Raw genomic sequence first — 21,053 nt, 5'->3', positions numbered from 1 at the left:
TATGAATCAATCCAGACCAAAACTATGGACGAAAGATTTTATCGTGGTATCTTCCATTAACTTGTTAATAACGTTAATTTTTTATTTATTAATGGTGACAATTGCAGTATATGCGGTGAATGAATTCAAGGCTTCAACAAGTCAAGCAGGTTTAGTAACCGGAATCTTTATCATCGGAACTTTAATTGGGCGTCTTTTCATCGGACGTGTAATTGATTTGATTGGTCGCAAAAAAACATTGTTTATTGGGTTAGCTCTATTTACGCTAACGACATCCCTATATTTTGTAAACCTGGGTTTATCTTTCTTACTAATAAATCGATTTCTTCATGGTTTAACTTTAGGGATAGCGAGTACGGCAACAGGAACGATTGTTGCACAAATTATTCCAACGACAAGAAAAGGTGAAGGTATTGGTTATTATAGTATGAGTGCAACACTTGCTACTGCAATTGGGCCTTTCATCGGCTTGTATATGAGTCAGCATACAAGTTTCCACGTGATTTTTGGATTTTGCCTTGCATTAGGAATATTTAGTCTCATTACTTCGTTCTTCCTATACGTCCCTGCCATTGACAAAATAACAAAAACTGCTGAAACAAAAGGATTCAGACTATCTAACTTTGTAGAACCAAAGGCACTACCTATTGCGTTTATTACATTAGCGGTTGCTTTTTGTTATTCTAGTGTACTTTCCTTTATCAACTTTTATGCAATTGAAGTTGACCTAGTGAATGCAGCAAGTTTCTTCTTTATTGTATACGCTATCGCAATTCTCGTATCGCGCCCATTTACTGGTCGTCTTATGGATGTCAAAGGTGCAAACTATATTATGTATCCAGCCTTTTTTATTCTAGGTGCAGGTATGATACTCCTAAGTACAGCAAGCACTAGCTTCACTTTATTATTAGCAGGTGTACTTATTGGTCTTGGGTTCGGTAATATGCAGTCTACTACTCAAGCGGTAGCTGTAAAGCAAAGCCCTCCTCATCGTATTGGGCTTGCAACTTCCACTTTCTTTATTTTCTTTGATGCAGGACTCGGGTTCGGTCCATATGTACTTGGATATATTATTCCTTTAACTGGCTACAGTACGTTGTTTGTAATCTTGGGTGTATTTGCTATCATTACAATCATTCCATATTTCTTCTTGCATGGACGAAAAGAAAAAGCAAATTCTCTTACAGAATAAAATAATAAAGAGGCTATCCACTTTATGGGAAAGCCTCTTTATTATTTTATACTCCATATTAACGCTAAATAGCCAGAAAATACGAATAGAATACTTAGTAAGAAAGTTGTAAAGGCTGGTGCTTTCTTAAGAAAAGCATAAATAGTCAACCAAATGAAAAGTATTGATAATATCAATAAGGATAATCCCGTAGCATTTAATGTAAGTTCCACATGAAATGCTTGTAGATTCTGCCCTTGATAAAAATAGCTAAATAGTTTTGAAGGACCTTCATTTTTAAATGTACTTTCACTTGGTGGTGATTGGTGACCTAGTGCAGCAGTTACAGAAAAAATGAGTAGCACTACTAAGCTTTCTACTCTCGTCCAAGGTTTAGGATTAAAGCTTAGGTCTGTTTGTAGTTTCTTTTTAATGAATATACTATTTATAGTAGCGTACACAAGTAACGGAATGATTAATAGATGTTTGATTAACAAAAGTTGTCCATATGGGAGCATCCAAGTGTCGGTATAGGAAGCAAAATCGACTACAAATGTCATGAGCACCAAGCCGGAAATTATCGTTATGCCGAAGCATACAGCAGCAACTGGTGTAAACCATTTTAAAAAGTTCAACCAATTGGAAGTACCTTTTGAAAACCAACTCACCATTAGTAAAATACCAATCCACACCGTAACAGCTGTAAAATGAGTTGTATGTGTAATGAACCCTTTCAAGTGCTCAATAGAAGTAGCATGACTTGCCCAACCTAACCCTAATATTAAGAGAAAGGTAAGGATGAGCCCCACAATCAGAAACTTACGGTTTGTTTGATCCTTAAACGATAGAAGAAAGATGAATAATATAGTAGCTACTATAAAAGTAAAAATCCACGCTTTACCTACTTCAAACGTAAAAAGAACCATTTGAAGTGTTCCCCCAAAATCATTTCCTCTACTCAAATTTAAGACTAGTAGTAAAATTGGAATAAAAGAAAAGAATGCAATTCCTATCGTAGCAATAACTTGTAACCATCTCTGAACATATATTTCTGGTTTCAAATTGCTCGGAACAAACGATATAAGAAAACTACCAATTAAAAGAGAAAAACAAAGATATACTAAAATTTCACTAATTGTAATCATGAATCTATATTATTTCTTTCTACGTAACAAGAAGAAAACTCCACCAATGATTACAATTAATCCAATAACAACAAAAGGAATTACATTGGAAGATGATTTAACTTCTTCTTTCTGTTCTACTGTTGTTGGAGTAGCAGCTGGTGCTGGAGTTGTATTTGCTTCTTCTACTTTTTCACCTTCCACTGGTGTTTCAGAAGACGTGGGAACCTCTAAGGTAAAAGGTACATTCCCTTCGATCTGATGTCCGTCTGCTCCAACAATGTTCCAGTCTATTTCATAACTTCCGTTAGGTAGAGTAGTAGATATAGTACCGGTCAGTTTTTCTTCATTTATTGTAATATCGTCTACAGGAATTTTTTCGCCAGTTGAATTTTTTAAGTCAAATGTGCTGCTTTTTTCTAATTTACCTTCAAATGTTAACGTAATTTCCTTCAGTTCTTTCGTCACTACTTCTCCATTTGCAGGATTGGAATTCTCTAAACCTGTATGTGCAAAAGCACTATTCGCAAATGTAAACATAAAAACAAATGCAATAATAATTATCTTTTTCATAAAAATCCTCCTAAATTAAATTCACTATCTTATTATAACTACTCTTTGTGATAAAAGTATGAAGTACCTCTAAATACGAAAAAATGAAGAGACTCTTTTCAGTCTCCTCATTTTTCCATTAAACTATTCCTCTTGTAACATCTCTTCTAAATAAGTCATCCGATTTCTACCTTTTTCTTTTGAAATATATAGTGCTCGGTCAGCTTTAGCTATAATCGTAGTGTCAGAATCACCCAAAATAGATGTAGTAACTCCTATACTAATTGTTATTTTGCTAATTTCCCATTCCGCATTTTGAACTGCATTCCTAAGTTTCTCAGCTTTTTCTTTCGCCTCTTTTTTGTTCGTTTGCGGTAATAATAAAACAAATTCCTCTCCGCCATATCTAGCAACCATTTCATCTTTTTCATCTTCAACTAGTGATTCCATGATTTCTGCTACCTTTACTAACACACTATCGCCAACTTGATGTCCCCATGTGTCATTCACTTTTTTAAAGAAATCGATATCAACAATTAATAAAGAAAAAGAACAATTAGTTCTTTCAAATAGATCCATTTGTTCTTTTAGCTTTTCAAGAAAGAATCGTCTATTTTTTAATCCCGTAAGTGAATCAGTTATAGCATGTTTCTCTAATTTGGCATTTAACTGAATCAATTGTTTTTGCTTTTGTTCTACTTCCATATGAAGCTGTTCTAACTTAATAAGCGCATTATTCTTTTCACGAAGTGCTTCTTCCATTTGCTTTTTGGCAAAACGAATTTCTTGTTCATAATCAATTCGTTTTCCCATTTGCATGAACACACAATCTATGACTTCCATTCCATCGCGTATAAAGCTTTTAGCATTTAATAAAACAGGAACATCTTGTCCTTTACTATCTTTAAGGCTTAAATACATCTCTTCCACATGTCCATTCAATTGAATGAATGGGTAAAAGTATGTATGAAATAGAAGCTTATTAGTAATAGACATAATGTCCTCTATATGAGTATGCATTAAATCTTCCTGTGCGTACCCGACCGTTTCTAATAAGTTTTGATTCATTTCAATTATCATGCCTTGCTTTGTTATAGAAACATACCCACAAGGAGCTTCTTTTAATCTCTTATCCATTTCGCTCATCCTTTTAAAGCATAAGATTCTTTTAAGATAACATAAGATATTCATTTATTATAAGAGCTGTTTCCTCCGGATGGCTTAAATGCGGATAATGACCTTTTGCCGTCATTAACCGAAGCGTACTATTTTTCAAATGCCTATGCAAATACTCCCCAACCTCTATTGGAACGATACTGTCGTCCGAACATTGTAAAATAAGTATAGGTACAGTAGTTTTCGCTAAATCTCTTCGATGATCAGATAAAAAAGTCACTTCTGCAAACTGTCTTGTAATCTCTGCATCAACTGCATGAAAACTTTTTTCAAGTTCTTCCGCTAGCTTTGGCTTTTCTGGATTATTCATCGCTACTAAGGACATGAAGCTTGCCCATCCTCCAAAATTCATCTCCATCATATCTAATAATTCTGTTACATCGCTTTTATTAAATCCCCCAAAATAACTATCTCCTTCATTTAAATAGCGAGGCGATGGTCCAATCATTATTAACTTATCAAAATAGGTTGGGTATTGAATCGATGCTAGCATTCCAATCATGGAACTTACGGAATGTCCTATAAATATTATACTATTAAGTTGTAACTCCTCTATAATCTCAACTAAATCGGAAGAATATCCATAAAGAGTATTGTATTTTTCTGGGTCATATTCTTTCAAATCAGATTTTCCAGATCCAACATAGTCGAACAATACGATACGATACTTTTCTTCAAAAAAAGGAACTATAAATCGCCACATGCTTTGACTACAACCAAACCCATGTCCGAATATAATCGTTTTTTCTCCCTCTCCTAATACCTTTACATTATTTCTTTCTAAAACGTTGGTCATTTATAAAACTCCTTAAGAAATAATTATTATTTAAACATGTGCCTATTGAATCAATTTCATAATTAATAATTATGACCATAAACATGAACAATATTAAAGTGAAATATGAGAATATGTATAAAATAATCTTTATAAATTAGCATGATTTCCGCTATTGGCGGACGCTTTCCGCGGGGTGAGCGATGAGCCATCGCCGCCGCATTCGCGTCGTTTGCGATGTCTCATCTGTCTCACTCATCCCGCTGGAGTCGCCGCCTGCCGCTCCAATCAATAAAATAAATATTATCCGTGTTTAAATAAATGCTATTTATGAAATTAACTCAATTAGTTAAAATAGAAAATAAATAAAGCTTCCTCTTCATGTTGAAGGGAAGCTCAATAAATATCAAGTATTATCACTAAAATCATCCTATAAATTTGAATTATTTATACAACTACTTTAGTGTTCGTTTTAAAAATTCTTTCGTTCGTTCTTGGTTAGGATTATTAAATATTTGTTCTGGAGTGCCTTCTTCCGCAATAACCCCTTTATCCATAAATACTACTCGATCTGATACTTCTTTTGCAAATTCCATTTCATGCGTTACGATTAACATTGTAAGCCCTGTTCCAGCTAGTTCTTTCATGACTTTTAGAACTTCTCCAACCATTTCAGGATCAAGCGCGGAAGTTGGTTCATCAAACAACATTACATCTGGTTCCATCGATAATGCTCTTGCAATTGCAACACGTTGCTTTTGACCACCTGATAACTGGCTTGGTTTAGCATTTACATATTGAGACATACCAACGACTTCCAAATATTTCATCGCTGTTTTTTCAGCCTCTTCTTTCGATCGCTTCAGAACTTTCACTTGTCCAACAACGCAATTGTTTAAGACATTATGATTATTAAATAAATTAAACTGTTGGAAAACCATTCCAAGCTTAGTCCGATATGCATGAATATCATGCTTGTTATCTAAAATATTTTCTCCATTATAAATAATTTGACCACCACTTGGTTTTTCCAAAAGATTAACGCAACGAAGAAGAGTAGATTTACCAGATCCTGAAGAACCGATAATACATACAACTTCTCCTTTACTAACCGAAAAATCAATGTCTTTTAATACTTCATGGGTCCCAAAGGATTTACTTAAATGCTCAATTGCAATTACCTTTTCCATAATATAATAAAAACTCCTTTGTTTACTGATTTCCTGCATTATTTATTGGTTGTGTGACTTGTGCCGGCTGTCCAATCATGCTGTAATTCGCAGGACCATCTAGCCTTCTTTCAAAATAACGTAGGATTAGTGTAACTGTATACGTCATGACGAAATACAAAATACAAGCTACAAAAAAGGATTCAAAGTAACGGAAGTTATTTCCCGCAATTGATTTCGTTTGGAAGAATAACTCCGATACACTAATTACATTTAGAACGGACGTATCTTTAATATTAATAATAAATTGATTTCCAGTCGCAGGTAAGATATTGCGAATCACTTGTGGTAATACAACGTGAAGCATCGTTTGTATATGATTCATACCAATTGCTTGCGCTGCTTCAAATTGACCCTTTTCAATAGATATCACGCCGCCACGAACGATTTCAGCCATATATGCCCCTGTATTAATAGATACAATAAATACCGCTGCCATAATAGGGTTCATATCAATATTAAATGCTAGCATAGATCCATAGTAAATGACCATCGCTTGCACAATCATTGGTGTTCCACGGAAAAACTCTATATATATAGATAGAATAATATTCACTATTTTTAATATAATTTTTTTGGCTGTTCTTTCAGGCAAAGGAATTGTACGTACTACACCAGCCAATAAGCCGATAACTGCTCCTATTATAGTACCAATGATAGATATTAATAGAGTATATCCTGCTCCTCGAAGGAACATCGGCCAGTTATTGGTAACAATTGAAACTACCCACTCGAAACTCATCATATTCCTCCTTTAAACATGAAAACCGACTGCTTAGAAGTTGCAGCCGGTTATCCTCATCATTATTCTGCAGCTGGTTGATTTTTTATTGCATTATCCATAATTTCTTGTCGGTCTTGATCTGATATTTTTGCTAATATTTCATTGATTTTATCTGTTAAATCACTATCTTTTCTGAGACCAACCGCAACCGCTGTTTCTTCTTCCGGTGCTTTAAATCCATCTGTAAATTCTATCATCGCAAAGTTTTCATTAGCTGAAGAAGCACTAATTCCTTCTGGTCGCTCTGATACATAACCATCAATTTTTCCTGATTCTAATGCCACTCTCATTGCTGGGAAATTATCCATAGCTGTTTGTTTTTTGACTCCATTAATTTGATCAATTACACCATAATGTGATGTATTTAACTGGCCAGTTACTTTAGCACCTTTAAAATCTTGTATAGATGTTGCTCCTTCGTAAGGACCGCCTTTTTTTACTACCATAACAAAATTAGATGTATAGTAGTTATTTGAGAAATCAATTGTTTTTTTACGTTCTTTTGTAGGTGACATCCCAGCCATAATCGCATCAATTTTTCCAGAAGTTAAAGCTGGAACAAGACCATCCCACTCTGTCTTTACAATTACTAATTTTTTTCCTAATCCATCGGCAATCTTTTTAGCAATCTCTACATCGTATCCACCTGCGTATTCTGCATTGCCGTCTAGCTTAACTCCGCCGTTAGAATCATCCATTTGTGTCCAGTTGAAAGGTGGATATCCAGCCTCTAATCCTATCGTAAATGTATCTTTTTCTTTTGTACCATTAGAAGAACCTGAACCATTACTCTTTGAGCTTGTTCCACACCCTGCCAATAACAACATTGTCGTAAGGAATAGCCCAATAAATATTGATAACTTCTTTTTCATCATTGTTTCTCCCCTTTTTAAATTTAGTTTATGTGTTTGGATATGAAAAAAGGACAATCTATACAAAAAAAGACCTGAGATGAACTCAGGTCGCAATATGCATAGTTGCCCTAAATCCTCTACTTTTCCCAAATGAGATAGCACACCATTATAAACCGGGATGATTATAATGGACAGTCCTGCAGTTATTCACTACAGACCCAGCAAGTAATACAGAGATTTATTACAAACTTCGGCGACATTTCCTTCTCCCTAGAATCATGGCTTCTCAAACTCCACTAAGGACTGTTAAATATCGCGCCTCTACCCCACAAATTAAGTGAGGTTGTATTTAATTATTGTCCATAGTCTACAATAACAAACTCTATCTGTCAATTAGTCTATAAGAGAAAACAATATTTCTGCATTGAGAAATATGTACTAAGAATAGCTACAATCCCTCTTATTCTATTTTTTAAAGTCCCAAATCACTATTGGATGAGTAAATTTAATAGCCAGTAATCATCAGGTCAGGAATCACTAAGTTTGATAAACCCTTGGTATTACTGATACAATAGAAAACGAATGAAGTGATAAACGAATTTATACACAATAAATGGAAGTGAGGTTTTTCATGTTATCATACAAAAAAAGGAGTTGATATTATGGGATCTGTCCAAGTCGCAGATCACAAAGTGTCAGAAGAAATGAAAGATGATTATTCATTAGATAGAGTGCCACGAGAACAAAGGAAGATGGGTTGGTTTAGTATTACCAATATCACTTTTGGTATCGCAACGGCAATTTTTTATTTTCAAATGGGAAGCGTTATGGCACTTCAATTTGGAGCCATAAATGCCATCATATCCTCCATATATGCGATAATCGTTGCGGGTATACTTGGAACTTTCATTGCTTATATTTCAGCAAAATCCGGTATGAACGTCAATCTATTTTCTAGAGGTGGAGGTTTCGGTTACATAGGCGCATCGTTAACCTCTTTCATTTATGCAACAAACTTCATCATGTATTGTGCATTTGAAGGCCTGATTTTAGTTTCTGCAGTTCACACCTTCTTCCCCGCCCTACCAAAATGGGCACTAATCATCTTCTTCGGATCAATTGTTATTCCATTGAATTGGTTTGGAATTAAACAACTCGATAAACTACAAAAGTGGTCTTTACCAATTTTAGCTATTTTTTTAACGATCACTATAATAATATCATTCCACACTCCCTCCGTTTATGAAGGAGCTTTTTGGACGTATATGCCTGAAGGAGTTCAAATAGGAGGACAAGCTTTACTACTTTGTATAGGAATGCAGCATGGAATAATGGGACTCACAGCCCTTCTTTCATCAGATTATGCCCGATTCCTTAAACCTAAAGATATTAAAATAGGATCGGTGGCTATAGGATTTATCCCACAAATCTTCTGTTTTGGGGTTATGGGTGGTCTTGGCATATGGTTTGGTGTTCGTTTGGGAGAACCAAATCCAGGTGTTTACATCGTGCTGCTCCTCGGTATTGGTGGCGCGTTATTCACTATGCTAACCCAACTAAGAATAAATGTTACAAATATATATAGCAGTTCCTTATCACTTTCTAATTTCTTCGAGAACATCTTCAAATTTACACCAGGCAGACGATTTTGGGTTGTTGTCACAGGAGTATGTGCGATGGCTTTAATGCTCGGTGGTATCGTTGATCATTTAGATACAGCTATGACATTCCAAGGAGTCTTTTTACTTGCTTGGGCAGCTATAATAGTTAGTGATGCTATGATTGTAAAAAAACTATTAAAAATCGGGCCTGGCTATTATGAGTCCCGACAAGAATATTTATATAAATGGAATCCCGTTGGAGTTATATCTTTACTTATTTCAAGCTGTTTAGGTACGATAGCTGCATTAGGTTATATGGGATCATTTTTACAAAGTACCGCTGCATTCTTCGCAGCAATTCTAGCAGCTATACTCACTGTGATTATAGCAGTATCTACAAAAGGAAAATATTATAGTAAAAGTCTCCCTAACGACATTCCTAAGGATGACTATATTGCATAATATATAAACATTTTGTTCTCTCTTTTCAGTTACTAACCAATCGATCAGCTTACCATTCATTCTATTTACTTACTTCCATGTTGCTTTAATCTCAGGCACATAATTCGTTTTCACACTGTTTTCACGCTTCTTTCTCGAGGTTGTGTTTATAGTATGCTGATCACATGATTGGTTTTACACTACTAATTCCCTCAAAACATCATCCCCCAATATTTATTCTTCTAACGTCTATTCGATTAAAAGTAACAAGAGTTATTGTGTTATCTTCATTCATAAGAAAAATGCAAGCGCCATTTAAGTGCATCTGATCTTCACTAATTCTAGAGTGCTTTGGAAGAAACATTAGCTACACTATTACCGTAGTAATTTGGCTCTTGAAGTGACTGCGTCACTTCAAGAGCCAATTTTTTTCTGTAATCTTGTAGCGGATGTTTGTCCGTCGCCCTCTTGGAATTTGTGAGGACATGATGCGTTTGGTTTGGATAATTAGAGAAAAAATGCTTTCCTACTCTTTTAAAAGTGGACGAAGAGATTCTACACTGAAAGCAACAAAATCCTTGAAGAAAGCAACCATTTCTCAATTTAACTATGCTAATGCTTCATGTTAGGTACTACTCACTTACTGGATTGTAGTGAAAGGTGGTGACTCCAGTCGGGAGACAGATGAGCCATCACAACGAACGCGTATCGGCGGTGATGGCTCATCGCTCCCCCCGCGGAACGCGTCCACCTAAAACGGAAATCCACGGTATTATTTAATTCTTTAAAGTACGATGAACACTGGTTTCGCAGGACAATAATCCATATGCTTTCTTATCTATTAAAAAAAGACGATTTCACACGTGATGAAATCGCCAAAAAAACCAAATATAATAATAACTTGCATATATTTCACTGTTTATACTTTAAATCTACTTATCTGTTCTTGTAAACTGCTAGCCATATTAGCTAACGATTCGGCTGATGCAGAAATTTCCTGCATAGATGCCAGTTGTTCTTCAATAGATGCTGCTACATTTTGTGTTCCTGACGCAGCTTCATCTGCTATTTCAGCTAATAGTTTCTCCGTTTGAAGCACTTGATCTGAACCGATTGATAACTGTTGAGCACTATTAGATACATCTTGTAATTGCTTTGCCACCTCATCTACAGAAGTGCGTATTTGTTCGAATGATTCCCCAGCTTTATTGACAATGTCTATTCCTCCAGCAACCTCATTCGTTGTTTTATCCATTGATTGAACCGCAATTTTTGTTTCAAGCTGTATCAATGTTATTAGCTCTGAAATATTATTTGCCGAATTAGCAGATTGCTCGGCTAATTTCCGTACCTCGTCTGCTACAACAGCAAAACCCTTTCCAGATTCTCCTGCTCTTGCAGACTCAATTGCAGCATTTAAAGCTAAGAGATTTGTTTGAGTTGCTATACTTGTAATTTCTTCTACTATATTACCTATATCTTGAGAGCGATCTCCTAATCCTTTTACTATAAGTGATAACTCAGAAACCGTAGCATTTATCGAACCCATCTGTTCAATAGTTGAATGGATTGCTTTATTCCCATCCATTGCTTTTTGGGAAGTTTCGACCGCATTCGAGGAAATATTTTTTGCATTAGAGGCTATTTGATGAATACTAATAGCCATTTCTTCAACTACTTTTGTACTCTCCATTGTATTTTTTACTTGAAGCTCTGCCCCAGCTGCCACCTCTTGTATAGTGGAGGCAACTTCTTCACTTGCCTTCGTTGATTCTTCAGCACTAGCTGTCAATTCTTCAGACGATGCCGCCACTTGTTCTGAAGTACCATTTACCTGTCTCATTAGCTCTCTTAATCTAGACATCATACTGTTAAATGAAGTGGTTAATACTCCAATCTCATCTTTTGAACGATACTTTCCTTCGACCGTTAAATCGCCTTCCTCCGCTTGAACCATTAGTTCTTGGATACTTTTTAGTGGATTTACGATCATTCGTACAATTAGAGTACCAAGTCCAGTTTTTAAAACTAGTGCTAGTATAATAATTACAATGATTATTATTTTACTCGTATTGCTACTCTTTATAGAGTTTGTATTTAATTCTTCCGCTTGATTCTCTAAATAATTTCCTAGGTCACTCATAATTGTATTAAGTTTTTCACGAGATGGTTGTACATCTTGCTGATATTTAACATAACCTAGTGTATTATTTCCTCTTATCGCAAAATTCACTGTTTGTGTTAATTCATCTATGTATTTTTCATTCTCAATTTTATATTGGCTAACTTTTTCCATTGCCGGTTTTGATAAACCGCTATTTTCAAGCTTCTTTATTAATTCCTCATTATCATTCATATACGAAACGATATCTTCGTTTAATTGATCCTTAATTTTTTTATTAGATGTTAGTAGCATTTCTAATGCCGTACCGTCTACAGCTCGATTATTTATACGTATTTGTGCTTGCCATTTTATAGGAAGAACAGATTCATCATACATTTCAGTTGAGTTCTTACTCATCTTATCCATAAAGTAAAAACCAGTTCCTCCGATTAAACAAAAAATGATAATAGAAGTAAATATTAAAATAAATAACTTTCTTGCTATGCTGACATTTTGCAATTTCAATGATCTTACCCCTTTCATTTAAACATAAGTCGGCTACACTTATATGCCCTTACCCCTAATTAAATTCCTTTTTTTGATAGTTCAAATTACATACTTTTATAGTGTAACATAAATCTATTGGATGCTTATTCGTTTGAATTTTGAGAAGACTTTTTGCCCGCAAAAAATAACTCTTCCCGAGCTGGCGCCTAGATGACCCACATCGTATTGCCTGGAGCTTGGCAGTTCGTCGGTGAAATGCGAGCAAGTTTTCGTCTTTAACGAATTTTCGTTTAACAGAGCCAAAAAATAAAAAATCCCCCTTTAGCACTCTACGTGCTAAAAGAGAGATCTTTCGTATATCCCAAATATTCATTTTTAAATACAATATCGAATGTTTCAATTTCATAAATAGCTATTTTGATCAAAATACCGAACATTCAAACCAAGTAAAAATTAAATACTGTTATATATTGTTTTTACTGGATTTTGTTAATTGGAGTTAATGGCGGCGACTCCAGCGGGAAGAGCGAGAAAGTCGAGACCCAGCAGGAGCGAAGCGACGAGGAGGCTCGGCCTCGCCCGCGGAACGTGTCCGTCTGTAACGGAAATCAACGGGTGGATTTGAATTATGAAATTGATTCGATTACTTATTAAATAATCTTCTTTCTGAAATATCCAGAAATAATATCTATTAGAGTAACCATTACAATGATACCTAACAAAATAATACCCACTCGGCTCCAATCACGGGAACTGAGTGCAAAGATTAACGGTGTACCTATACCACCCGCTCCAATAATACCTAAAATAGCTGCAGAACGAACATTAATTTCAAAACGGTAAAGTGTGTATGATAAGAAACCAGGTAATACTTGCGGTAAAACCGCAAACCATAGAATCTGGAAGCGGTTAGCTCCCGTCGTAAGTAAGGCTTCAGAAGGTCCCATGTCAAGGTTTTCAATTTCTTCGGAGAATAGTTTACCTAGCATCCCAATTGAGTGCAATCCTAAAGCTAATACCCCTGCAAAAGAACCAGGTCCTACTGCTTTTATAAACAATATAGCCATTACTATCTCTGGAAAAGTACGCACGAAGCTAAGAACAAACTTACCTACGCTAGATGTAGCTTTTCCCTTACTCATATTACTTGCTGCCCAAAAGGCAAATGGAACACATAAAAAACAAGAAATAAATGTTCCTAAAATAGCTATCATCAACGTGTCTAATAAACCTCGTAGAAGATCCTCGCCTTCAGGAAGATATACGTAATCCCAATCTGGATGAAAAATTCCATTGAAAATAGATTTTGAAATTTGACCAGCAGTTTCTTTAAAACCATTCAATGGCATACCTGAAAACGCCCAAACATATAAAAGGATCAACAAAACTATGATAACGTATCTTTGAAAATGCTTCTTCTTCGGTTTAGTTAATTTCTCTGTCATATTAACTTCTCCCGTAATTTCATACTAATATAGTCTATAAATAAAACCACAACAAGAGTATATATAATAATTGTCGAAGTTTTATCATACTCAAGAAACCCTAGTGTTCGATCATAATAAAGGCCTATTCCTCCTGCTCCCACAAGTCCTAGAACAGCAGCTGCCCTAACATTTACTTCAAAAGTGTATAAAACATATGATGTGTAATGCGCTAAAATTTGTGGGATAACACCGAAGAATATCCACTGTATCTTGTTTGCACCAACAGCTGTCATTGCTTCTAATGGCCCTGGATCAATAGATTCAATTGCTTCATACGTAAGCTTTGCAACTAAACCAATAGAGAATATAGACAAAGCTAAAATACCAGGAAGTGGACCTAATCCAAAGATTGCAACAAAAATAGCTGCCAACAATAAATCTGGTACTGTACGGATTAAGTTTAGGATAAAGCGTACAGGGTAATTCCAAACGGTAGCTTTTACAATGTTACTAGCGCACAGTAAAGCAATTGGGATAGCAATAATAGAACCAAAAGTAGTTCCCAAAACTGCCATTCTAATTGTTTCAAGCATAGCCGGCGTAATGTTATCAATATAACTTAAATTAGGCGGAAACATTTGTTTTAATAAGTCCCACATATTTGGAATACCTGTCCATAACTCCGATAGAGACGTTTCTGTTCTTACTCCACTCAACCAGATAACTAATATAACAAATACAGCAGTAAATATATGTTTTGTTTTTGCTGGAGGTCTCGGAATAGTTTTACTACTTTTTTCATTCGTCATGATTGCTCACCCAGTAGCTCGTCTTTATTAATTGCACGACCATAAATTTCAGAGAACATTTCATCTGTGGCCTCTTCGACGGGACCATCAAAAACAACTTTTCCAGCTCTTAAACCGATAATTCTAGTTGCGTATTCTCTTGCTAAATCAATGAAATGTAAATTCACTATTGTAGTAATTCCATCCTCTTCATTGATTCGTTTTAAGTCATCCATTACCTGTTTAGTAGTTAAAGGATCTAAAGAAGCTACAGGCTCATCAGCAAGAATAATTTGTGCCTCTTGCGCTAAAGCTCTGGCAATAGATACACGCTGCTGTTGACCACCAGAAAGTTCATCTGCCCGTGAATAGCACTTTTCAAGAATATTTACTCGTTCTAACGCCTTCATAGCAAGTTGGATGTCCTGTTTTGGAAAAAGACCAAGAACTGTTCTTAAAGTCGAATGATAACCGACTCTACCAGAAAGAACATTTTTTAATACAGAAGAACGTTTTACAAGGTTAAAGCTTTGGAAAATCATTCCTATGTCTCTTCTTATTCTACGTAGTTCAGTTCCCTTTGCAGCTGTGATAGATTTTCCATTTATTAAAATTTCACCGTCTGATATTTCATGTAGGCGATTGATTGATCGAAGCAGCGTAGATTTACCTGCACCTGACAACCCTACAATGACAATAAATTCACCTTTATGAATGGTTAAGTTAATATCATCTAGACCTTTTGTTCCATTCTGGTAAACCTTTGTAACATTTTTAAACTCAATCACGTCACAACCAACTTTCTTCCATTATAAAATTTGAAAAAAAAACGCAACCATTCCGCTAGTGTCAGAATGGTTGGGCAATTTTATTCATTTAAGACTTTTATTCTATTCCGTTTTCACTTTCTTACCATACTCACGAACGATATCAAATTTACTATCGTCTGACTTTGTATAACCTTCATGTGAGTAAATATCACGAACGATTGCATGTCCTTCTTCGCTCTCACCAATTTTAATAAAAGCTTCTTGAATTTTTGTTTTCCATTCTGGACTCATATCTGTACGTACTGTAATCGTATCATTCGGAATATTTTCTGTGTATTGGATAACTTTAGTATCTTCAAATACAGTAGGATAGTCACCTTTTACTATATTACGAGCATCTTGGAATACTACTGCTGCGTCTACATCACCATTTAGAACAGCAAGAACTGCTTGGTCATGTCCTTTTAACGTGATACCTTGTACGTCCTTAATAGGATCAATACCATTATCCATTAACATTGCTGCAGGCCATACATAACCAGCAGAAGAAGTAACGTCTTGGAATGCAATTTTCTTCCCTTTTAAATCTTTCACACTATTGATATTAGAATCTTTTTTAACGATAAATAACGATTTATAAAAGTCTACTAAATCTGAAGACGGTGTACCATCGTCATTTACACCAAAACGTTGTGCTTGAAGTATTACTTCTGCTGCATTTTTTTCTTTAGCTAATACATAAGCTGTTGGTGGTAAAAATCCAACATCTACCTTTTTAGAAGCCATTGCTTCAATAATCGTATTATAATTAGTAGAAACACTAACTTTTACTGGAATTCCTAATTGATCTGATAATAATTTTTCAAGTGGTTTCGCTTTTGCTTCAAGCGTACTAGCATTTTGGGATGGAACAAACTGAACTGTTAGCTCTTTTGGTTCATAACCAGAAGCTGTTTTTCCATCTTTGTCGGAAGATCCACAACCAGCTAAAATACCCGCGATTAAAGCGAATGATAAAACAAGCAATGATAATTTTTTAATCATTTATAAAGCCTCCAAAGTTGTAATTGTTTTGCAAAATAAATTATATCACAAAAACTTTGTAAACAAATTTAATTTTTTGTAAATAAATTGCAGAAATATTTAGAGATTTTTTATCATTGAAGATATAATGCTATATTATTTATAACAACCCTAAAAAGAAAGTAGAGATAATTTATGAAGAAAATTACCATACTTCAAACAAGCGATATTCACGGTAGCGTCTATCCTATTAACTATGGAAACAATGAAAAAGCAAATCTTGGTTTCGGAAAGCTAGCTACAAAAATAAAACAGGAACGTTCTCTAGATGATCAACTAATTCTGATTGATAACGGTGATTTAATCCAGGGTACTCCCTTGACATACTATTATGTTCAATTTTTGAAAGATAAACAGAACCCAATGATTCAATTATTAAATCACATGTCTTATGATGCTGCAATTATTGGAAATCACGAATTTAACTATGGCATGGACGTTTTAAATCATGCTGTACATGAGTCTAACTTTCCATGGCTATCTGCTAACATTGTAAACGAAGACTCTAATCAACCTTATTTTGGTCGTCCTTATATTATTAAAGAAATAGATTCTGTAAAGATAGCTATTTTAGGTGTCACGACTCATTACATACCAAATTGGGAAAACGAACATAATATAGCGGGTCTGGATTTTAAAGACTGCTTAAATGAAACAAAGAAATGGGTTGCATATATTAAAGAACAAGAAAATCCTGATGTTCTGATTGTTTCTTATCATGGCGGCTTTGAACGTGATTTAGAAACGGGTGAACCAACTGAAAATTTAACTGGGGAAAACCAAGGATATGCAATATGCCAGGAAGTTGAAGGTATTGACATTTTACTAACAGGTCACCAACATCGCTCGTTAACCGGTAATATTAATGGGGTAGAAATTATTCAACCTTCTAATAATGGACAATTTTTAGGTAAAATAGTTCTTACATTGAATGATCAAAATGAAATAATAAACAAAACTTCTGAATTGTTAGAAGTGGATGATGTAGATGCCGACGAAGAAGTTCTAAAAATGACTTCTTTTTATGAAATAGAAACACAAAAGTGGCTGGATCAACCAATTGGAAAAATTGAGGGAGATATGTTAATCGATGACCCACTTTTAGTTAGAACAAGTGACCATCCCCTTATCGAATTTATCAACAAAGTACAAATGGATACGGCAGGAGTCGAAATTTCTAATACATCACTATTTAACAACTCTTCTCCAGGATTCGCACCGAATGTAGCAATGCGCGACATTATTTCTAACTATATGTTTCCAAATACATTGAAGGTTCTTCGTTTATCGGGACAAGATATTAAAGATGCTTTAGAACAAAATGCTCGTTACTTTGTTTTAGATGAAGAAGGAAAAATTCAAGTAAATCCAACATATATTCTTCCAAAACCCCAGCATTATAATTACGATATGTGGGAAGGAATTGAGTATATTCTAGATATTCGAAATCCAATTGGGAACCGAGTAACCACTTTAAATTATAAAGGAACACCTTTAAATCTTGATGGGGAATATGATGTCGTCATGAATAATTATCGTGCAGGAGGCGGTGGAGATTACATGATGTTTAAAGACAAACCAGTTGTCAAAGACATTACTATGGATATGACCGAAATTCTTGCTAACTATATTCTTGAGAGAGAAACTATTAAAGCAACCGTCAATCACAATTGGAAAGTTATTTGGTAATAAAGCTAGGTAAATACTATAGAATTTTCTTCAAGAGAGTTGAGCTTATCAACTCTCTTTTTTCATTTTCAGTTTTAATCAATAAATTTACAGAATATTAATAGAATCTTTACAGCAACTCAACGCTCTATCGAAACTTCCTTGATATACTGATGTGCTACACAAAAAGTATTTAAGGAGAATGATGATGACTATTACGCTGAATAATGTTTCTATGAAATTTTCAAATACAACTGCAGTGAATCAATTATCTGTCACTATTCCTCAAGGAGAACTGGTATCCATTTTAGGTCCTAGTGGATGTGGAAAAAGTACCACATTATTTATGCTTGCAGGACTTTACCAACCGACCGATGGATCCATTCTATTTAATGAAAAGGACGTAACAAAACTGACCCCAGAGAAGCGAGGCATTGGGATGGTATTTCAAAACTATGCCCTTTATCCGCATATGACAGTCTTACAGAATATTATGTTTCCTTTAAAAATGCATAAAGTGAAAAAATCAGAGGCAAAAAACAAAGCTATAGAAATGGCGAGACTTGTGGAAATAGATCATTTATTGGATCGAAAACCAAGTATGTTGTCAGGTGGTCAACAGCAACGTGTGGCAATCGCACGTGCGTTAGTAAGAGAACCGGAAATTTTATTATTGGATGAACCTCTATCTAACTTAGACGCACGATTACGCCTCACAATGCGGGAGGAAATCAGAAGAATCCAACAAGCTCTTAAAATTACAACCGTTTTCGTTACACATGACCAAGAAGAGGCATTAAGTATTTCAGATCATGTTTTACTAATGAACAAAGGTGAACTCATGCAGTTTGACGTGCCTGAAAATCTATACGATGAACCTAATCATCAATTTGTAGCGAGTTTTATTGGTTCTCCACCAATGAACTATTTTGAGGGAGAAATTATTGATAATGTGCTAAAAACCCCGTTTGGTTATGAAGTATCTGTTGAAGCACCAAATCAACTGGTACAAATTGCTGTAAGACCTGAAAATATTTACCTTTCTAATACTGGGCTAAGCAAAGAAGTTCAATATGTGGAGCGCATAGGAAAAGATATGTTAGCTGTTATTGGATCAGAAGATGACAAAATACGCTTATTCCTACAAAAAGGAGTACAAATAGTTTCGGGACAAGCAATATGCGTTCAAGCAGACAAAACAGATATTCGAGTTTTCCAAAAAACTGGAGAAAGAATCTATTTAAAGGGGTAAATGAACGATGAAACTCAAAGATACAGTAAAAGCAACTCTTTACTTATTTCCAGCACTGCTTGTTATTGGGGTTTTTATCATTTATCCAATGATTAAATCGTTTTTAATGAGTTTTTATGCCGACTATGATTTTTTCAATGATGTAGTCCATCGATATGGTTTTGATAACTTTGTTTATTTGTGGAATGATGAGGTCTTTCATAAGGCACTGAAAAATACGTTTATCTTTGTGCTAGGCGTTGTACCAATCTCCATTATTTTGTCTTTATGGATTGCCTTAATGCTGAACTCTATTACCGTGCTAAATAAACTTTTTAGAACAATCTATTTTATCCCATTTGTTACAAGTGTTGTTGCAGTGTCTATCGTATGGCGTTGGATTTTTCATTCTAATTACGGAATCTTAAATTATTTTCTAAGTTTCTTTGGGGTTGAACCTATTCAATGGCTAACAAGTACACAGTGGGCAATGCCTGCTCTCATCATCCTATCTATTTGGAAGGGATTGGGTTATAACATTATTATTTTTCTAGCAGGTTTACAAACGATTGGTGATACCTATTACAACGCAGCAAAAATTGATGGGGCAAATCGCTGGAATCGATTTATACATGTCACGCTGCCTCAATTGGCACCAACTACATTCTTTGTATCCATCATTTCGATTATTAATTCATTTAAAGTGTTTGATGAGATTTATGCATTGTTCGATGGAAAAGCTGGTCCTTCCAATAGTGCTCTAACCGTTGTTTATTATGTATTCGACAAGTTTTACGGGGAATGGAATTTTGGAGTTGCTTCTGCGGCTGCGTATGTCTTATTCCTAATTATTTTCATCTTTACATTAATCCAATTTTATTTCAGTAAGAAAAAAATTACTTATTAAGGGAGCAAGAACATGAAAACCAGTCCACTTTCGAAGTTATTTATTTACGTAATGCTCGGTGCCGGTAGTGTTTTAATGCTATTACCTTTCGTTTGGATGATTTCCACATCGCTTAAAAGTGGTAACGAAGTCATGATTATGCCTCCTATTTGGATACCAGAAACATTTCGTTTTGATAACTTTGCGGAAGCATTTAAAAAAGCACCATTTGCAACCTATTTCATGAACTCCGTCATTGTCATGGTCTTAAGTACGTTAGGTGAAGTAATTACAACCATCTTAGCTGCTTATGCATTTAGTCGTTTAAACTTTTGGGGAAAAGATGTGCTATTTGCAATATTGATTGGAACGATGATGGTTCCAGGTGAAGTATTACTAGTACCTAATTTTGTTTTGCTTTCTAATTTAGGTTGGATTGATCATTATCAAGCATTAATTGTTCCTTGGACCGCTAGTATCTTTTCTATCTTTTTACTTCGTCAATTCTTTCTCAAAATTCCTAAAGAGTTAAATTATGCAGCACGTGTGGACGGTTGTACGAATTTTAGATTTTTATGGTCTATTATGATTCCAATCGCAAAACCAGCGTTAATTACTATTATTTTATTGAAAGCGATTGGATCTTGGAACGCTTTCTTATGGCCATTAATTGTAACAAATTCAAAAGAAATGAGAACTTTACCAGTTGGATTAACTAGCTTTACAACGGAAGCAGGAACTGTGTATGAACTGCTTATGGCGGCATCGACGATGATTATTTTCCCTATGATTATTTTATTTATTTTCTTACAGAAATATATCATCAAAGGGATTGCAGGAGCTGGGATTAAAGGTTGAACCTGTATACATTTGAGGAGGTGT

Annotated in this window: 18 protein-coding genes and 1 riboswitch; of the genes, 6 read left to right on the top strand and 12 right to left on the bottom strand. The window is 35.0% G+C overall.

The genetic code is table 11. From position 1 onward, the window contains the following. The first annotated feature begins 1 nt into the window (after position 1). On the top strand, positions 2 to 1,192 hold the full coding sequence (locus tag ACFVR1_RS12455) for an MFS transporter (RefSeq protein WP_387584418.1): 1,191 nt from the start codon (positions 2 to 4) through the stop codon (positions 1,190 to 1,192). A gap of 41 nt (positions 1,193 to 1,233) precedes the next feature. Here ACFVR1_RS12455 and ACFVR1_RS12450 read toward each other — a convergent pair whose 3' ends face one another. The 7 genes from ACFVR1_RS12450 to ACFVR1_RS12420 form a co-directional block, all read right to left on the bottom strand. Beyond that, on the bottom strand, positions 1,234 to 2,097 hold the full coding sequence (locus ACFVR1_RS12450; protein WP_387584417.1) for a copper resistance D family protein: 864 nt from the start codon (positions 2,095 to 2,097) through the stop codon (positions 1,234 to 1,236). A gap of 228 nt (positions 2,098 to 2,325) precedes the next feature. Continuing rightward, entirely contained in the window at positions 2,326 to 2,868 is a 543-nt protein-coding gene (locus ACFVR1_RS12445) for a copper resistance CopC family protein (RefSeq protein ID WP_387584415.1), read from the bottom strand. Positions 2,869 to 2,991: 123 nt separating this feature from the next. Then, positions 2,992 to 3,984 carry a sensor domain-containing diguanylate cyclase gene (locus ACFVR1_RS12440; protein WP_387584414.1) on the bottom strand — a complete coding sequence of 331 codons (993 nt, stop codon included), beginning with the start codon at positions 3,982 to 3,984 and terminating at the stop codon, positions 2,992 to 2,994. A 31-nt stretch (positions 3,985 to 4,015) separates the two neighbouring features. Continuing rightward, complete coding sequence (locus ACFVR1_RS12435; RefSeq protein WP_387584413.1) at positions 4,016 to 4,819, bottom strand: alpha/beta fold hydrolase; 804 nt, start codon at positions 4,817 to 4,819, stop codon at positions 4,016 to 4,018. 434 nt (positions 4,820 to 5,253) lie between these two features. Beyond that, on the bottom strand, positions 5,254 to 5,988 hold the full coding sequence (locus ACFVR1_RS12430) for an amino acid ABC transporter ATP-binding protein (RefSeq protein WP_387584412.1): 735 nt from the start codon (positions 5,986 to 5,988) through the stop codon (positions 5,254 to 5,256). 22 nt (positions 5,989 to 6,010) lie between these two features. Beyond that, on the bottom strand, positions 6,011 to 6,769 hold the full coding sequence (locus tag ACFVR1_RS12425; protein WP_387584411.1) for an amino acid ABC transporter permease: 759 nt from the start codon (positions 6,767 to 6,769) through the stop codon (positions 6,011 to 6,013). 62 nt (positions 6,770 to 6,831) lie between these two features. Continuing rightward, complete coding sequence (locus ACFVR1_RS12420; RefSeq protein WP_387584409.1) at positions 6,832 to 7,683, bottom strand: transporter substrate-binding domain-containing protein; 852 nt, start codon at positions 7,681 to 7,683, stop codon at positions 6,832 to 6,834. Positions 7,684 to 7,813: 130 nt separating this feature from the next. Next, positions 7,814 to 7,997, bottom strand: a riboswitch (Lysine riboswitch). Positions 7,998 to 8,327: 330 nt separating this feature from the next. On the opposite strand from ACFVR1_RS12420, the gene ACFVR1_RS12415 reads away from it, so the two are divergent. Next, the gene (locus ACFVR1_RS12415; protein WP_387584408.1) at positions 8,328 to 9,728 is read left to right on the top strand and encodes a purine-cytosine permease family protein; all 1,401 of its coding nucleotides are present in this window, start codon (positions 8,328 to 8,330) and stop codon (positions 9,726 to 9,728) included. Positions 9,729 to 10,626: 898 nt separating this feature from the next. Here ACFVR1_RS12415 and ACFVR1_RS12410 read toward each other — a convergent pair. From ACFVR1_RS12410 to ACFVR1_RS12390, 5 genes are all read right to left on the bottom strand, one after another. Beyond that, the gene (locus ACFVR1_RS12410) at positions 10,627 to 12,336 is read right to left on the bottom strand and encodes a methyl-accepting chemotaxis protein (RefSeq protein WP_387584407.1); all 1,710 of its coding nucleotides are present in this window, start codon (positions 12,334 to 12,336) and stop codon (positions 10,627 to 10,629) included. A 632-nt stretch (positions 12,337 to 12,968) separates the two neighbouring features. Next, positions 12,969 to 13,763 (bottom strand): phosphonate ABC transporter, permease protein PhnE, encoded by a 795-nt coding sequence (gene phnE / locus ACFVR1_RS12405; protein ID WP_387584405.1) that lies wholly within the window; start codon positions 13,761 to 13,763, stop codon positions 12,969 to 12,971. Continuing rightward, a complete protein-coding gene (phnE, locus tag ACFVR1_RS12400) occupies positions 13,760 to 14,554 on the bottom strand; it encodes a phosphonate ABC transporter, permease protein PhnE (RefSeq protein WP_387584404.1) in 795 nt (264 codons plus the stop codon). The genes phnE (ACFVR1_RS12405) and phnE (ACFVR1_RS12400) overlap by 4 nt, the downstream gene beginning before the upstream one ends. Continuing rightward, positions 14,551 to 15,321, bottom strand: a complete 771-nt coding sequence (phnC, locus tag ACFVR1_RS12395; RefSeq protein ID WP_387584402.1) for a phosphonate ABC transporter ATP-binding protein — start codon at positions 15,319 to 15,321, stop codon at positions 14,551 to 14,553. The genes phnE (ACFVR1_RS12400) and phnC overlap by 4 nt, the downstream gene beginning before the upstream one ends. Before the next feature lie 102 nt (positions 15,322 to 15,423). Then, positions 15,424 to 16,347 carry a phosphate/phosphite/phosphonate ABC transporter substrate-binding protein gene (locus ACFVR1_RS12390; RefSeq protein ID WP_387584401.1) on the bottom strand — a complete coding sequence of 308 codons (924 nt, stop codon included), beginning with the start codon at positions 16,345 to 16,347 and terminating at the stop codon, positions 15,424 to 15,426. Between the two features lie 174 nt (positions 16,348 to 16,521). Here ACFVR1_RS12390 and ACFVR1_RS12385 point away from each other — a divergent pair, with 174 nt between their 5' ends. The 4 genes from ACFVR1_RS12385 (at position 16,522) to ACFVR1_RS12370 (ending at position 21,029) form a co-directional block, all read left to right on the top strand. Next, entirely contained in the window at positions 16,522 to 18,075 is a 1,554-nt protein-coding gene (locus tag ACFVR1_RS12385) for a bifunctional metallophosphatase/5'-nucleotidase (RefSeq protein ID WP_387584399.1), read from the top strand. A gap of 187 nt (positions 18,076 to 18,262) precedes the next feature. After that, positions 18,263 to 19,306 carry an ABC transporter ATP-binding protein gene (locus ACFVR1_RS12380; protein ID WP_387584397.1) on the top strand — a complete coding sequence of 348 codons (1,044 nt, stop codon included), beginning with the start codon at positions 18,263 to 18,265 and terminating at the stop codon, positions 19,304 to 19,306. Between the two features lie 7 nt (positions 19,307 to 19,313). Beyond that, complete coding sequence (locus tag ACFVR1_RS12375) at positions 19,314 to 20,192, top strand: carbohydrate ABC transporter permease (RefSeq protein WP_387584395.1); 879 nt, start codon at positions 19,314 to 19,316, stop codon at positions 20,190 to 20,192. A gap of 12 nt (positions 20,193 to 20,204) precedes the next feature. After that, the gene (locus ACFVR1_RS12370) at positions 20,205 to 21,029 is read left to right on the top strand and encodes a carbohydrate ABC transporter permease (RefSeq protein ID WP_387584394.1); all 825 of its coding nucleotides are present in this window, start codon (positions 20,205 to 20,207) and stop codon (positions 21,027 to 21,029) included. The last annotated feature ends 24 nt before the right edge of the window (positions 21,030 to 21,053 follow it).

This window comes from Psychrobacillus sp. NPDC058041 (genome assembly GCF_042885655.1).
Taxonomy (GTDB): Bacteria; Bacillota; Bacilli; order Bacillales_A; family Planococcaceae; genus Psychrobacillus.
This window is presented reverse-complemented; position numbering and strand designations above follow the sequence as displayed.